The sequence below is a fragment of the Mycobacterium sp. NPDC048908 genome (assembly GCF_043197955.1).
GTDB lineage: Bacteria > Actinomycetota > Actinomycetes > Mycobacteriales > Mycobacteriaceae > Mycobacterium.
This window is the reverse complement of record NZ_JBICUE010000006.1, coordinates 232,469-247,267: the sequence shown is the minus strand read 5'-3', so window position 1 is coordinate 247,267 and position 14,799 is coordinate 232,469. Positions and strand designations below refer to the sequence as shown.

General features: G+C 64.9%; 15 protein-coding genes and 1 pseudogene. 8 read left to right on the top strand and 8 right to left on the bottom strand.

Features of this window, described 5'->3' with window-relative positions; genetic code table 11:
• The 3 genes from ACGFK1_RS18290 to ACGFK1_RS18280 are packed head-to-tail and all read left to right on the top strand — an operon-like array spanning position 1 to position 2,863.
• Positions 1–1,203 (top strand): ABC transporter substrate-binding protein, encoded by a 1,203-nt coding sequence (locus ACGFK1_RS18290; RefSeq protein ID WP_393431942.1) that lies wholly within the window; start codon positions 1–3, stop codon positions 1,201–1,203.
• Positions 1,182–2,063 carry an ABC transporter permease gene (locus tag ACGFK1_RS18285; protein ID WP_393431939.1) on the top strand — a complete coding sequence of 294 codons (882 nt, stop codon included), beginning with the start codon at positions 1,182–1,184 and terminating at the stop codon, positions 2,061–2,063. The genes ACGFK1_RS18290 and ACGFK1_RS18285 overlap by 22 nt, the downstream gene beginning before the upstream one ends.
• A complete protein-coding gene (locus ACGFK1_RS18280; protein ID WP_393431937.1) occupies positions 2,063–2,863 on the top strand; it encodes an ABC transporter permease in 801 nt (266 codons plus the stop codon). The genes ACGFK1_RS18285 and ACGFK1_RS18280 overlap by 1 nt, the downstream gene beginning before the upstream one ends.
• Positions 2,864–2,866: 3 nt before the next feature.
• On the opposite strand, the gene ACGFK1_RS18275 is transcribed toward ACGFK1_RS18280, so the two are convergent.
• Positions 2,867–3,649 carry a MerR family transcriptional regulator gene (locus ACGFK1_RS18275; protein ID WP_393431935.1) on the bottom strand — a complete coding sequence of 261 codons (783 nt, stop codon included), beginning with the start codon at positions 3,647–3,649 and terminating at the stop codon, positions 2,867–2,869.
• Positions 3,650–3,948: 299 nt separating this feature from the next.
• On the opposite strand from ACGFK1_RS18275, the gene ACGFK1_RS18270 reads away from it, so the two are divergent.
• Complete coding sequence (locus ACGFK1_RS18270; protein ID WP_393432374.1) at positions 3,949–5,220, top strand: nitrate/nitrite transporter; 1,272 nt, start codon at positions 3,949–3,951, stop codon at positions 5,218–5,220.
• 3 nt (positions 5,221–5,223) lie between these two features.
• Here the strand turns inward: ACGFK1_RS18270 and ACGFK1_RS18265 are convergent, their stop codons facing one another.
• Positions 5,224–5,643: a ChaB family protein gene (locus tag ACGFK1_RS18265; protein ID WP_393431932.1), complete on the bottom strand. Its 420-nt coding sequence runs from the start codon at positions 5,641–5,643 to the stop codon at positions 5,224–5,226.
• A 215-nt stretch (positions 5,644–5,858) separates the two neighbouring features.
• Complete coding sequence (locus tag ACGFK1_RS18260) at positions 5,859–7,121, bottom strand: low temperature requirement protein A (RefSeq protein ID WP_393431929.1); 1,263 nt, start codon at positions 7,119–7,121, stop codon at positions 5,859–5,861.
• 33 nt (positions 7,122–7,154) lie between these two features.
• Here ACGFK1_RS18260 and ACGFK1_RS18255 point away from each other — a divergent pair.
• From ACGFK1_RS18255 to ACGFK1_RS18240, 4 genes and pseudogenes are all read left to right on the top strand, one after another.
• A pseudogene (locus ACGFK1_RS18255) lies at positions 7,155–8,182 on the top strand (NAD-dependent epimerase/dehydratase family protein).
• Between the two features lie 56 nt (positions 8,183–8,238).
• Positions 8,239–8,808, top strand: a complete 570-nt coding sequence (locus ACGFK1_RS18250; protein WP_393431927.1) for a transcriptional regulator — start codon at positions 8,239–8,241, stop codon at positions 8,806–8,808.
• A gap of 163 nt (positions 8,809–8,971) precedes the next feature.
• Positions 8,972–9,394 carry a PPOX class F420-dependent oxidoreductase gene (locus tag ACGFK1_RS18245; protein ID WP_393431924.1) on the top strand — a complete coding sequence of 141 codons (423 nt, stop codon included), beginning with the start codon at positions 8,972–8,974 and terminating at the stop codon, positions 9,392–9,394.
• Positions 9,395–9,401: 7 nt separating this feature from the next.
• Positions 9,402–10,118: a 2-C-methyl-D-erythritol 4-phosphate cytidylyltransferase gene (locus ACGFK1_RS18240; RefSeq protein ID WP_393431922.1), complete on the top strand. Its 717-nt coding sequence runs from the start codon at positions 9,402–9,404 to the stop codon at positions 10,116–10,118.
• Here ACGFK1_RS18240 and ACGFK1_RS18235 read toward each other — a convergent pair.
• The 5 genes from ACGFK1_RS18235 to ACGFK1_RS18215 form a co-directional block, all read right to left on the bottom strand.
• On the bottom strand, positions 10,096–10,755 hold the full coding sequence (locus ACGFK1_RS18235) for a 2-C-methyl-D-erythritol 4-phosphate cytidylyltransferase (RefSeq protein ID WP_393431919.1): 660 nt from the start codon (positions 10,753–10,755) through the stop codon (positions 10,096–10,098). The two genes, ACGFK1_RS18240 and ACGFK1_RS18235, sit on opposite strands and share 23 nt — an antisense overlap.
• Positions 10,755–11,732, bottom strand: coding sequence for a patatin-like phospholipase family protein (locus ACGFK1_RS18230; protein ID WP_393432371.1), 978 nt, complete (start codon positions 11,730–11,732; stop codon positions 10,755–10,757). Before ACGFK1_RS18230 ends, ACGFK1_RS18235 begins: the two co-directional genes overlap by 1 nt.
• A 34-nt stretch (positions 11,733–11,766) precedes the next feature.
• The gene (locus ACGFK1_RS18225; protein WP_393431916.1) at positions 11,767–12,369 is read right to left on the bottom strand and encodes a hypothetical protein; all 603 of its coding nucleotides are present in this window, start codon (positions 12,367–12,369) and stop codon (positions 11,767–11,769) included.
• A complete protein-coding gene (locus tag ACGFK1_RS18220) occupies positions 12,366–13,220 on the bottom strand; it encodes a hypothetical protein (RefSeq protein WP_393431913.1) in 855 nt (284 codons plus the stop codon). Before ACGFK1_RS18220 ends, ACGFK1_RS18225 begins: the two co-directional genes overlap by 4 nt.
• A 146-nt stretch (positions 13,221–13,366) precedes the next feature.
• On the bottom strand, positions 13,367–14,779 hold the full coding sequence (locus ACGFK1_RS18215; protein ID WP_393432368.1) for a FadD3 family acyl-CoA ligase: 1,413 nt from the start codon (positions 14,777–14,779) through the stop codon (positions 13,367–13,369).
• Positions 14,780–14,799: the final 20 nt, after the last annotated feature.

The following is a 14,799-nucleotide window of genomic DNA, read 5'->3' as shown; positions in this document are numbered from 1 at the left end:
ATGACATCCACGCCCGTGCGACTCGGCCTTGCGCTCGTCGCCTGCGCCACCCTGGTCCTGGGATTCACCGGCTGCTCGAAATCTGAAGAGCCCAGCGGCGGCAATGGACAATCGCCCCCGAAGATGGAGCCGCTGTCGTCGGTCGGCAACGGCGAAGGCCAGCTGAATCTCATCGCCTGGGCCGGCTACGCCGAAAACGGGTCCAATGACAAGAGTGTCGACTGGGTGACCCCGTTCGAGAAGCAGACCGGCTGCAAGGTGAACGTGAAGATCGGCAACACCTCCGACGAGATGGTGCAGCTGATGAGAAGTGGTCAATACGACGGGGTTTCGGCTTCCGGCGACGCCACCCTTCGATTGATCTACGCGGGCGACGCGGCACCGGTGAACACGAATCTGGTGCCCAACTACGCGACGATCTCGTCGTTCCTCAAGGACAAGCCGTGGAATTCGGTCGACGGTCAGATGTACGGGATTCCGCACGGTTGGGGCGCCAACTTGTTGATGTACAACATCGACGCAGTGCGCGACGCGCCGAATTCATGGGCCGCGGTGTTCGACGACGCCGGCAAGTACAGGGGCAAGGTGACCGCCTACGACTCCCCCATCTACATCGCCGACGCGGCGCTGTACCTGTCCAAGACCAAGCCCGACCTCGGCATCAAGGATCCCTATTCGCTGACGCCCGAACAACTCGACGCCGCAGTCGATCTGCTCAAGAAGCAGCGCGAGAACATCGGTGAGTATTGGTCGGACTACACCAAAGAGGTGCAGGCATTCGAATCGGGCACATCGGTGATCGGCACCACATGGCAGGTGATCGCCAATACGATCGGCACCGACAATAAGGTCCAGGTCAACACGGTGCTGCCGAAGGAAGGCGCCACCGGATGGTCCGACACCTGGATGCTCTCGTCGAAGGCCGCCCATCCGAATTGCATGTACAAGTGGATGGACTGGATCTCATCACCTGAGGTGAACGCCCAGGTGGCCGAGTACTTCGGTGAGGCGCCCGCACAGACCAAGGCCTGTGACCACACCACCCAGAAGGATTTCTGCGACATCTACCACGCGACTGACGAGAAGTTCGCCGCAGAGATCCACTACTGGACGACGCCGCAGAAGCACTGCGTCGACGGCAGCGGTGACAACTGCACGGCCTACAACGAGTGGGTCGACAAGTGGCAACAGATCAAGGGGTGACGCAGCGCGCGCAGGCGGCACCAATCACCTCTGCGTCTCTGGCACGCCGGATCAGTCTGGCCTTTCTGCTGCTGCCACCGATGGCGTGGCTGCTGGTGGCGTACCTGGGTTCGCTTGCGGTGCTGCTGGTTTCGGCGTTCTGGAGCACCGATACCTTCACCGGCGCAGTGGTCCGCGGGTTCACCAGCGACAACGTCGTCCGGGTGGCGACCGAGGCGGTGTTCCGGATCGCGACCGTGCGCACGCTGCTGATCGCGTCGGCCGTCACGGTGCTCTGCGCACTCCTCGCGGTGCCGTTGGCGTTCTACATGGCCAAGATCGCATCGCCGCGGGTTCGACTGGCGTTGGTGGTGGCGGTGACCACCCCACTGTGGGCGAGCTATCTCGTCAAGGCCTACGCGTGGCGGATGTTGTTCTCCCCGGCGGGCCCGATGGCGTGGGCGACGGGTTACAGTCCCGGCTACGGACTGACCGCCACCGTCGTCACACTGACCTATCTGTGGTTGCCCTACATGGTGATACCAGTGTTCGCGGCGTTCGAACGCGTCCCGGACGAGCTCATCGACGCCAGCTCTGACCTCGGCGCCTCGGACTCGTCGACGTTGCGGATGGTGGTGGCGCCGTTGGTGTTTCCCGGCATCGCGGCAGGCTCCATTTTCACGTTCTCGCTGTCGATGGGCGACTACATCGCGGTGACGATCGTCGGCGGCAAGACGCAGATGCTCGGCAATATCATCTACGGCCAACTGGTCACCGCCAACAATCAGCCGTTGGCGGCGGCGCTTTCGATCATTCCCCTCGTCGCGATCATCGCCTACCTGTTGGCAATGCGGCGCACCGGCGCACTGGAGAACGTGTGATGCTGTCCGCCGTGGCGCGCCGAGTGGTACGGGTGTGGGTCCTGCTCGTACTCGCCTTCCTCTATGCCCCACTGCTTTTGGTCGTCATCAATGCCTTCAATGCGTCGCGGACGTTCGCGTTTCCACCGAGCGGCTTCACGTTCCAGTGGTGGATCGACGCGGCGAACAGTCAGGGCATGTGGAAATCGCTGGCCAATTCGGCGGTGGTCGGCCTCGGTGCGACGGCCGTCGCGCTGGTGCTCGGCACCATGGCCGCATTCGCAGTGCAGCGCTACGAATTCTTCGGTCGCCACGTGGTGAGTTTCCTCGTGGTACTGCCGATCACGTTGCCTGGCATCGTCACCGGCATCGCGCTCAACGCGACGTTCACCTCGGCGCTGGGTGTCACGCTGGGCCTGGCCACCGTCATCGTCGGCCACGCGACGTTCTGCATCGTGATCGTCTTCAACAACAGTCAGGCCCGGTTGCGGCGACTGGGCAGCCACCTCGAGGATGCGTCGGCCGATCTCGGCGCCTCGCCGTGGCAGACATTCCGCTACGTCACGTTCCCGATGATGCGCGGCGCGTTGGTGGCGGGTGCCATCCTGGCCTTCGCGCTGTCCTTCGACGAAATCGTGGTCACCACGTTCACCGCGGGCCCAACAGTTCAGACGCTGCCCATCTGGATCTTCGGAAACCTGTTCCGTCCCAATCAGGCTCCGGTGATCAATGTGGTCGCCGCCGCGCTCACGGTCGTCGCGATCATCCCGGTATGGCTCGCGCAACGGTTCGGTGGAGACCCGGCAGCCACCAGGGTGTAGCCGTTACGACTCTGTCGGGGCCTGGTCACCGCTCAGCAGGATGCCCGCAGTGAAGTCGGACACCGCCGTGATCAGCTGCTCGCGCACCGCCTCTTGGAGGCTGTTGGCGACCACTCTGGTGCCCAGATCGCGGTAGTCCCGCACGATGCGGCTCACTTCCGCGATCTCCTCGCGCTTGGGCACGTGGTTCGTGCCGAACCGGGCTCCGTACAACTCCTCCAGCGTGTGGACGAGATGTGCGGCCAGGTCGTCGACGCAGTGGCGCGTCGCTTCGAACAGTCGCACGATCGCTCGGGCATAGAGCACCGGATCAGGGCTGCGCGCGACGATGGCTCCGATCGTGCTGTCCTTCAACACCACCTCGCCGTGGACGATGTCGGCCAGACCGCAGTCGATCAGCCTGTGCGCCTCATCGGACTCGGCGTCGAGTCGCCCGGCGCCCGCGTCGCTGGGCGCCGGCGAAGGGGCCTCGTCGCTTCGCGGGCCCAGCACCGCCCGCTGAATGCCCAAAATGTCGGCAAGGTCTGCGCCCTGACGCATGCTGGTGAAGAACTCCGCAATGTGCGCGGAGGTGAATCCGCGGCGCAGCAGTTGATTGATGGTCTTCAGCTGCGACAGGTGGTAATCGTCGTAGTAGGCCGATCGGCCGACCCGTCGCGGGGGGTCGAGCAAGCCCCGCTCCCGATAGGCGCGGATATTGCGGGCGCTGACCCCTGAGGCACGCGCCAACTCGTCCAGTCGGTACTCAGCCAATGCCGCGCGTCCCGACGCGTTTGGCGTTTGCACCGCGACAATCCATGCGACCACTGTAGCCGCCTACTGTTTATTGCGAGCGAAGTCTAGACCGTCATACCACAGTTTGCTAGCTACCCGTGCTAGGCGGTCCTATCTGCTCTGATGCAGAGTCGTCAAATTCGGCTGAGACGACCATGCGCAGTTTCAGCCAACCCGATTTCCATTGGATTCGGGTGTCCGAGGTGAGTGATTTCACGCCAGCTGGATTGGCGCGTCGGCGGGTCGCTGGAACATCATGGAGCCACCGCGTGTTGCACGACGTCGAGACTCCCCCCAGCGAAAGGTTCGGTGTGCGTCCCTGGATTGTCTGGGCCACCGGACTGCTCGCATACATCGTCGCTGTCCTCGACAGGACCACGCTCGGCGTATCGGGTCTGGACGCCGCCGATCGGTTCGGTGCCAGCCCGAGTGTGCTTTCGACCTTTGTGGTGCTTCAAGTCGTGGTCTACGCGGGCGCCCAGGTGCCTGCCGGCCTGCTGCTGGACCGGTTCGGCTCCAAGGCGCTGATCCTGTCCGGCGCGGCTGTGATGGCATTGGGTCAATTGGTGCTGGCCTTCACCGAATCGCTTCCGACGGCCGTCGCCGCCCGTGCGGTTGTCGGCCTCGGCGACGCGGTCACATTCATCTCCGTCCTTCGTTTGGTGCCGTACTGGTTTTCCGCCAAGCAGGTGCCGCTCGTCACACAGCTGACGGGGATCTGTGGCCAGCTCGGCCAAGTGCTTTCTGCGGTGCCGTTTTTCGCGCTGCTGACGGGGGCGGGCTGGACGTCGGCTTACGTGTCAGTGGCCGCACTCGGCGTGCTGTCGATGGCGCTGACAGTCGCATTCGTCAAGAACACACCGAACGGTCCCGCGCTGCCGACACAGATCACCTCCGTCCGGGAGACACTGGCCAGTGTCAAGGCGGTGTGGATGCGGCCAGGCACCCGGCTGGGCTTCTTCACCCATATGGGCACCCAGTTTTCCGTCACCGTCTTCGCGTTGATGTGGGGCGTGCCGTATTTGACGGAAGCACAAGGGCTTTCGACTGGTGCCGCGGGCGGTCTGCTGACCATCTCAGTGGTCGCCGCCATCTCGGCCGGCATCGTCATCGGCATCTTCACGGGACGAGTGCCGCATCGGCGCTCGCGTCTCGTGCTGGGCATCATCGCCGCCAACGCCATCGCGTGGACGGTTGTGCTCGCGCTCCCGCATCGAGCCCCGTTGTGGCTGCTGCTCACATTGATCGTGGTCATCTCCGTCGGCGGCCCGGGATCGATGGTGGGTTTCGACTTCGCCCGCACCTTCAATCCGAGTTCGACGCTGGGCACTGCTCAAGGCATGGTCAACATGGGTGGCTTCGTTGCCTCGCTGTTGGTCATGCAGGCCATGGGCCTGATCCTCGACGCCGCAGGCGATTTCTCGTTCGCCTCGTTCCGGCATGCGTGGACGGTGCAGTATGCGGTGTGGGTGCTCGCTGTGGTCGGCATCCTGATCACCCGGCGAAAAGCGCGCAGGCTGATGCGCGTCGAGGAAGAAGCGATGCTGCTGGAAACGGTCGACACGCACCCGACGGCGCGCTGACCGCTAGCGGTTGCGTGCCGTGGCGCGTCGATTGGCCTTTTTGATCGCGGATACTAATTCGTCTTTGCTCATGGTGGTTCGGCCCGAAATGTCGAGTTTGCGCGCGACATCGACGAGGTGCTTCTTCGACGAGTTGGCGTTGACCCCCTCAGCAGAGTCGCCCTTGGGGTTCGGTCCGCCACTGCGGGCACGGGAATCCGACGGTCCCTTCTGAGATTTCGGCTCCCAGTGGTCGCCGACTTTTTCGAAGCTGTGCTTCAACGCGCTATAGGCCACGCGGTGCGCACGCTGACCTTCGCCGTACTCCTTGACCGCCGCGTCATGGGCCTTGGCGAAAGTGCGCTGCGCCTTGGCAGACGACTTCTGCAGCGTGCTCGGTAGTTCGCTCTTCTTGGCAGTACCGCTCTTGGTTGTCTTCGGCATCGTGGCTCCTCGGTTGACGCTGAGGTGAAAGCCGTCGAGGCGGCATCGACGAGGTTCGACAGTGGACGAGGAACGGACCGCGGCCGCGTCTTGACCTTGCGGTTCGAGTTGCTCGCGTGGCGCGAGCGGCTGACGTCGGTCACCTCGCCGTGCGACCTCGAACGGCTCTCTGACGCTTACCCCGGCGACAGCCAGGCAAAACCGCCGACCGGCGGTCAGCCCTCGAGGTTTCTGGCGATCACATCCGCAGCGTGCCGATGGCCGAGCGTCTCGTAGCCGACCACCGTGACCATCGGCGCGAGCGTGACGACCAACAGGCAGTTCGCCATCGAGATGCCCGATGCGGCAAGCCACACCGCGCCCCCGAGCACCCCGGCGGTGAGCACGAGCAGAAGAACGTGGAAGGGGTCGACCGTGCGAGCGAGCCGCGCATACAACGCGTAGACGGACAGCGTGTATATCCCCACCGGCACGGCAACGGACAGCACGGTCGCAACCGAACCGAGCTCGGAGCGGTGCTCGATGTAGTAGGCCGCCGCATGCAGACCAGCTCCGGTGGCGACGATGGAGCCGAACGTCACGATGTGGAAGTAGCCGAAGAAGAACGACCGCTCGCGGTGCGCGTGGAGCAGATCGGCCTGTGGCGCGACGAAGTAGGTCCACCACATGCCGAAGGTGAGTCCGATGCCGGCCACCGCGACGAAGATCGCATCGTAGGACCAGCCCTGCGCGCTCACCGCTGCCGAGACCGTGGCCACCGTTCCCACCACGCTCTCACCGAGCGCGATGATGGTCAGCAGGCTGTAGCGCTCGGTGATGTGGTGTGCGTGCCACGGCGTCCCGGCCATCCTGACTTCGGCGAGGAGCGGACCGAGCATCTCGATGCCGATCAGCACCACCACGACCGCGAAGGTGGCGGGCAGCGAGGTGTGGATGAATATGGCCGCGGCCCAACCGATCTGCGCGATGGTGACGGCAGTGGCATAAGTGAGGCACGCCGAGCGGCGGGTTGGGTCCTGCTTGGCGGCGCGTAACCACTGAGCCACCAACGCGATCCGCATGATGACGTAGCCCGCCACCATCACTTCGTTTGCGACGTGGCCGCCGTGCTCGATCGACGCGTACATCTGCGGCAAGCCGAGCGCCAACACGATCACGCCGACCATCTGCAGCATGGTCATCAACCGGTAGATCCAGTCGTCGGTGTCATAGGCCGACGCGAACCACGCGAAGTTGATCCAGGCCCAGCAGATCGCGAACGTCGCGAACGAGAATCCCAGCAGACCGGCACCGACGTGGCCCTCGGCGAGCATGTGCGCGAACTCGCTGGCGGCGATGCCGAACCCGACGACGAACGTGAGGTCGAACAGCAGCTCCAACGGAGTTGCCACCCGGTGTTCCTCGTATGGGTCACGCCCCGCCATCCGGCGAATCCGGTGCGCCCGCACCGAAGGCGGCTGTGGGTGCGCGTCGGTCATCGTCTGAGTCCTCTCACAGCTACATTTCACCTCATGGCGGGTGGCAAGATATTGGTGATGGGCGCAAGCGGTTTCCTCGGCTCCCACGTCACCCGGCAGCTGGTGCAACGCGGCGACGACGTGCGGGTCATCCTGCGCCCGACCAGTTCGACGAAGGCCATCGAGGACCTCGTTGACGCGGGTGCCGTCGAGTGCCGCTACGGCGACATCTTCGATCACGACGCGGTCCGCGCGGCCATGGCGGGGTGCGACGACGTCTTCTACTGCGTCGTCGACATCCGCGCCTGGCTCCGTGACCCGAGTCCGCTTTTTCGCACCAACGTCGAGGGTCTGCGCCATGTCCTCGGTGCGGCCGCGAAGGCGGACCTGAGACGGTTCGTCTTCACCAGCACGATCGGCACGATCGGCATCCCGGCCGAGGACAGGCCTGCCACCGAAGAGGACGAGTTCAACTGGGCCGACAGAGGTGGTGGCTATATCCGCTCGCGCGTGGAGGCCGAACGCCTCGTACTGGGCGCCGGCGAAAATCGTGGGCTCCCCGCTGTGGCGATGTGCGTTTCGAACACCTACGGGCCGGGCGATTGGCAGCCGACGCCGCACGGTAAACAGCTTGCGCTCGCCGCGGCGGGCAAAGCTGCCGTTTTACGTCAAGGGCTGGACAGGTGAGGCGGTGGGCGTCGAGGACGCGGCCGAGGCACTGCTGCTGGCCGCCGAGAAGGGCCGAAATGGCGAGCGCTACATCATCTCAGAGCGGTCGATCAGCGTTCGAGAGCTGTACGAGACTGCTGCAGATGCGGCAGGAGCCGATCCGCCCCGTTCGGCATGCCGTTGTGGGCCATGTACGTGATGGGGTACGCGGGCGACCTTGCGCGCAGCGCGCTGCGCCGCGATTTTCAGCTGACAAGCCGCAGCGTCCGGCTCATGCACATCTGGCGCTCGACCATGGGAAAGCCGAACGAGAACTGGGCTGGCAACCGAAGCCGGTGCACGAGTCGGTCCGCAGAGCCGCGCAGTTCTTCCGGGAGAACAGGCCAGGGCGGCGGCGAAACTGCGTGCCATGAAAAACAGGTAGTCGACTACGCATGTCTTCTTCGGCAACCAGATCGACGATCAAGATATGTCGGAAGAATTTGCGCTCAAGCTGCTCGGACAGTTCGCCGTTCAGCGAGGTGAGCAGCCCATTGAGCTACCTCCGGCGTGCCAGCGACTTGTCGCCCTTGTCGCACTGAAGCGAAGGCCGGTGCACAGGCTGTGGGTGTGCGCGATGTTGTGGCCGCACGCTCAGACGCGTCGAGCGATCGCCAGTCTGCGGTCCACGATGTGGCGGCTTCGGCCGGTTGGTGCAGATCCACTCCTCGAAATCGATCCTCAGTACATCGCGCTGGCGTCGGAGGTGTCGGTGGACTGGCACGACGCTGCCGACCGGATCGAGCATCTGCTCGGCAGCGACGAGCCCGTCGATCCGCAGTTCGTGTCCGACCTCCTTCCGCTGCTTCGTGCCGGTGAGCTTCTAGACGGGTGGTCCGAACCATGGGCGCACGCCGAGCGTCAGCGCTACCGCGCCATCCGCAGGGCGGCGCGTGATGCGTTGAGCGGCGGAACGGAAAAGCAGGTAGCCAGTTACCCGTGCGGCTCGATGCGGTCCATACATACGCTTCATTCGGTCAGGAAGTCCAAGAACGACTAGAGAGAACCATGAACGCGTTGCTCATGATCTGCATGTCCATCGGCACACCGCTTGCCGCACTGGGCGTGTACGACTTGCAGACGCGGCTGGAACGCTGGGACTACAACCGCCACGCGGAGGACTGAACGTCGACGCCGTCGTTACCGCAGCCTACTGTGATGGCGTGGAACAACTTTCCGACGATGTCGTCGAATTCCTGTCAGAAGGCACGCGCACCGGACTGCTGGGCTACCTAGCATCCGATGGTCGTCCTCTGGCAGCGCCGGTTTGGTTCGTCGTGGACAACGGCGGATTGACATTCTTGACCGGCAAGGACACTGCGAAAGGCCGTGCCCTGGTACGTGATCCGCGTGTGGTGATGTGCGTCGACGACTCCCGCCCGCCGTACTCGTTCGTCCAAGTCCAAGGCGTCGCGACGATCGCCGAGGACCCCGACGACGTCCTCGACATAGCAACTCGTACCGGTGGCCGTTACATGGGCGCGGACAGGGCCGAGGAATACGGCAGACGCAATGCTGTGCCGGGCGAGATCGTGGTGCGCATCAAGCCGACCAAGATCATCAAGGCGTTCAACGTGGCGGAGTGATCGGTCGATGAGTACGCCACAGCGGCCGTACGTGGTCGGCGTGGTGCTCGCCGCGGGCCTTGGCGCCCGCGTCGGCGCCGACGGCAACAAGGCCTATCTGCCGCTGGCAGGTCGCAGCATGGTGGCGTGGTCGCTGAGCGCAGTAGCGGGGGTCCCCGAGATCGCCAGAATCGTGTTGGTGCACCGGCGGGGTGAACTGGACGTGGCCCGCGACACCGTCACCGCGGAGTTACCTGGTGTGGCGGTGGAACTCGTCGAGGGCGGGGATACCAGGCACGCTTCGGAGTTCAATGTGCTGGGCTATCTCGCCGCCGACATCGACACCGGTGCCGCCGACGTGGTGCTGATTCACGACGCGGCCCGCCCGTTGGCGACACGGGGCATGTTCCTCAGCGCCCTGTCGTTGGCGCGCGAGTTCGGCGGTGCGATACCGGCGTTGCCCATATCGGACGTGGTCCGTCAGGGACCGTCCGGCGTCGAGGCGACCGGCCGAACGCTGGTCCGGGTGCAGACCCCGCAGGCGTTTCGCGCTCGACCCCTGCTGCGCGCGTACCTGGCGGCCGCCGTCGACGGGTTCGAGGGCACCGACACCTCGTCATGCATGGAGCAGTACACCGATGAGCAGGTCCGCACGTTCGCGGGCGACGAGGCCAACCTCAAGGTGACCTACGCCGAGGACGTGGCCGTCGCGGCCCGACTGCTCACTCGAGCCGGCAGGCGATAATCGCCTCGACATAGTGCGCGTCCCTTGGCAATTCGACAACGAATGCGTCAGGATCGCCATCGACAAGGGTCAGCGGGGTATCCGTGCGCAGCGCCGCGTCGAGTTCGTCGAAGTCGTCGGTGGTGTCCGTCGCCAGCAGTCGGTTCAGTTGATCGGCGGTGAAGCCGCGCGGATACTGCACCGTTCGCAACAGCGAGCGATCGAGGGTGCCGGTCACCGCGCCGCGCGCGTCGACGGTCTTCACGCTGTCGGTCAGCGCAAGCATCGGCATCACCACAGAACCACCTGCCCGCAACCCGTCAATCACCCTGTCGCGCACGCGCACGGGTGCCAACGGCCTGCGGATGTCGTGAATCAGTACATGAGGCGAACGGTGCGCGAAGGACTCCAGCGCGGCGGCAACGCATTGCGCGCGCGAGCCGGGTTTGGCCGCCGTCACCACGGAGATCGTCGAGAGCCCCTCAGCGGCAAGGGTCTCCCGGGCACGGTCGGCCAACGGTTCGGCGGCGGCGACCACCGCGGCGCCGCACATGGTGCGGGCGACGCGCACCAACGGCGCCTCCCCCGCCAACGGCACGAAGGCCGCGTCGGCGGATGTCGATGACAGCGGCAAGATCGCCGCGAGATCGTCGGCCATCAGCGGAAGCGGTCGAGGTAGGCCTGCCAGTTCCAGGCCGAGAGGAACTGCTCAGTCGCGGCATATCCCTTCGCGTACTGCGCCTCGATCTCGTTGTCGGAGATGTCGAAGTCGAGGAAGCCGACGTCGGTCGAGTCGACCCGGATGGTGCGAGCGCTGACCCACGGCTCGTTCAGGTACGCCTGATCGCGGCCGACCAGAGCGGTGGTGATCACATCTTCCAGCAGGTGCGGTGCGCCGAACTTCCGGATGGACGCCAACGCGGGAATCACCTTGTCATTGCCCGCAGGCAGGTTCGGCAACACCGTGACGCCGAAAGTGGGCCAGCGGGGCGGACGCCCGTCGTGGCGATCGAGCGAGTCGATCGGGAAGTTCGACAGGATTCCGCCGTCGACCAGCGTGGAGGTCAACCCGCTCGACGCGGTCAGTGTGACAGGGCGGAAGAAGAACGGGATCGACATCGAGGCGCGCACGGCGTCGGCGACCGATTGCTCGTCGGGATCGACACCGTAAACCCTGCGGTAGTCCCACGGCAGCCGGACCAGTTGGCCTGTGGTCACGTCGGCGACGGTGACGACCAGTTTGTAGCGCCGCTCTGGCGGCAGGTCCTCATCGTCGATGGCAAGGTCACCGAAGGTGCGCACACCGAGATGGCCGAGTTGGCTGCGCACCCAGTCGTGGGCGTAGTCCCCCTTGTAGATGCCGGTACCGCGCAACACCGCCAGCGACGGACCCAGTACAGGGACCCGCTCGACCGGGCCCGCATCGGTGAACTTGCGGTAATCCAACTGCAGGGCAAGCTCTTTGACATCGTCCGGGCTGAGCTGATCGCCCATCGCCGCAGCGGCCACGATGGCCCCCACGATGGACCCCGCCGACGTTCCGGAAACCCGTTCGGCGCGGTACCCGTCGTCCATCAGGGCGACGACGGCCCCTACCAGACCGATTCCCTTGACGCCGCCACCCGACAGCACCATGTCCGCAGGCTTGGTGTCCGCCACGGCGCCGACGCTACACGGGGTCGAACGACGAAATCAGCCAGGCGTCATTGACCTTCTTCAGCCCCACCTTGACCGCACTGGCCGCGAAGGCACCGTCCGGGTTCTCCTTGCTGGTGGTGTTCTGGTTGATGAACACCAACACGACGGCGGAATCGGGATGCATCTCCGACACGGCGGCCCGCACGACGGCCGCGGAGGTCTTGACGGCCTTCTGCTTGGCGGCCGGTGTGACGATCTGCTGGGTGAAGTTCGTGTAATACGACAGGAAGTCGCCCGTCAGATGCGATTTCGCAGCCGCGAAATCCTTGTCGAGGCTTTCGGGTGAATACGACAGCATCGCGACTGTGCCGGTCTTCGCGGCGTCGAGCGCGCCGTCGGTGGCAGCATCGTCGATTTGCCGGTCAGCACGGTACTGACCGAAGTACAGCCAAGCGGCCACGCCGGCCGAGGCAAGCAGCGCAACCGCCAACACGATGGCGGCCACTCGCCCCGCCAGCCCGCGCACCGGTCGACGCTGGCCCCCGCCGCCCTTCGCCACCTCTTCGACGGGTTCGTCGATGACCGTTTTAGTTTCGTCGACGTCGGTCACGGCGTCGGTGTCCTTGGTGGTCACGGCACGAACTCCACTTTCGACATCTTGATCTGGTCGCCGACGCGCTCGAGATTGACCGATAGCCGCCATGAACGCGGCTCCTGCTTGGCGCCCGCGGCGTTGGTTACGCGTGAACTGGCCGACACCAGGACGACGGCCGAATTGTCAGTCATCGATTCGACGCCGGTGGCATTGACGGTGACCTCCGTGACCACCTTCGAATCCTGGGTCACCTTGATGAAGTCTTCGGCCTCGTTCTTGAAGTCGTCGTGGAACTGCCCCGTCGAGTTGTCGATGATGCGCTGGACATCCTCCTTGGCTTTGTTGAAGTCCAGCGACATCAGAGTCACCACGCTCTGCCGCGCGGCCGCCGTGAACTCAGCGCGGTTCTGCTGTTCGGCCGCCTGCTGCCGGTGACTGATCACCATCAGAACGCTCAACGTGATCAGCGCCGCGGTGGCTGCGATGGCGACAACGGTCGTGACGACCTTCAGGACTCGGAGGACCAGGGACGGCCGCTTGCCCACTGGTTCGGCGGTGACGTCGGCCGCGGCGTCGTCGCCGACGGCCACGGTCGGTTCGGTCAGCTCGACCGCTACAGAGGCTTGCGGCTCATCATCGGCGACGGCAGGTTTCGGAGCATCGGGCGCCTCCGCGTCCGCACCGGCGCTCTGCGCTTGTCTGCGAAGCCGGATCGCACGCGCCCTGGCCCGGGCCGCGGCAGCGATCGCCTCCGCCTCCGCCGCCTCAGCCTCGGCTTCGTCGGCGAGGGTCAATGCCTCGGATGCGTCGGCCGCCCGGTCAGGTTCGCGCGGCGGCTCGTCGACGCGGTCAGCGTCGATCACCGACGCGCGGCGCCTGAAAGACGGCACAGCGACCTCCTTGTCTGCTGCAAAGCTTTACTAAATGTGAGAATGTCATTATTCATTTCTGAGTATTGCCGAGAGGATACCGCATCCCGAACGGGAACCTTCGGCGCGCTTCCTGCGGAAATGCTATTTACGCGCTGTGCGGGCGCTCAGCGCAATTTGTCCTTCATCACCTTGCCAGTGGCGTTCAACGGTAACTGTTCGAGGAACTCGACAGACCGCGGAACCTTGAATCCGGCCATCCGCTCACGGCTCCAGGCAATCAATTCGTCCCCGCTTACGGCGGCTTCGCCAGTCTTCACCACGACGAACGCCTTGCCGACCTGTCCCAACCGTTCATCGGGAACACCGATCACGGCCGCCTGCGCGACCGCAGGGTGCTGCATCAGAGATCCCTCGATTTCGGCGGGGTAGGCGTTGAAGCCGCCGACGATGAACATGTCCTTCTTGCGGCCGACGATGCGCAGCCGACCGGATTCGGTGAAGTTGCCGAGATCGCCGGTGTGCAGCCACCCGTCGGCGTCGATGGCGTCCGCCGTGGCGGCAGGGTCGTCGAGGTATCCCTGCATGACGCCGTAGCCGCGTACGAGTACTTCACCGTCGTCGGCGATCCGCACCTCTATGTCCTCGCACGGCAGCCCGGCGGTGGTGGCGACATCTTCGAACGAGTCGCCGGGTCGAGAAAGCGTCACGTTGCCCGCCTCGGTGAGCCCATAGCCCGTCATCAGTGTCTGGAACGGAAGCTCGTCGTGAATCCGGCGGACCAGTTCGACGGGAATGTCCGCGGCGCCCGTGACACCGGCGCGCAGGGTCGTGAGTTTGCCCTTCTCGGTGACGGCGAGCAACGAGTGGTACAGCGTCGGCGGCCCCGGCAGCATCGTGATGCGTTCAGCTGCAATCAGTTCCACGACGCGATCGATATCGAAGGCAGCCACCGGCAGCATGGTCGCGCCGCGCAGGAACGACGCGATCAATCCCGCCTTCAGGCCGAAGGTGTGGAAGTACGGGTTGATCATCAGGTAGCGGTCGCCCTCGCGAAGATCGGCGAGCGTCGCCCACTCCTCGTACATCCGCAGCGTCTGGCGGTGAGTCATCTTCGCGCCCTTGGGCCGTCCGGTGGTGCCGGAGGTGAAGATGATGTCGGAGATGTCGCCGCCGTCGACGTCCCGTTCGAACGGCGCGCCGCTGGACAGGAAATCAGATTTCAGATCGATCACCGGAACGTCTGGGGGGGCGGTGAAATCCTGGCCGAGGAATCCCTTCTGGACCAGCACCGCCTTGGCGCCGCTCCGGCCGATGACGTCGGCCGCCTCCTCGGTCTTGAACCGGGTGTTGACCGGCACGAGCACGCCACCTGCGGTCAGCAGCCCGAACGCGGCGATGATCCACTCGGCGCAATTCGGCGCCCAGACGGCGACACGGTCGCCCCTCGTCACCCCGAAATCAGCGAATGCACCTGCAGCACAACGGATCCGGGCAACGAGCTGAGCGAAGGTGAGGCGCAGCGGACCGTCGACGACCGCTTCCGCGTTGCCGAAGCGGTCCGCCGCGCTCAGGACCATCTCGGGGATGGTCGACCACG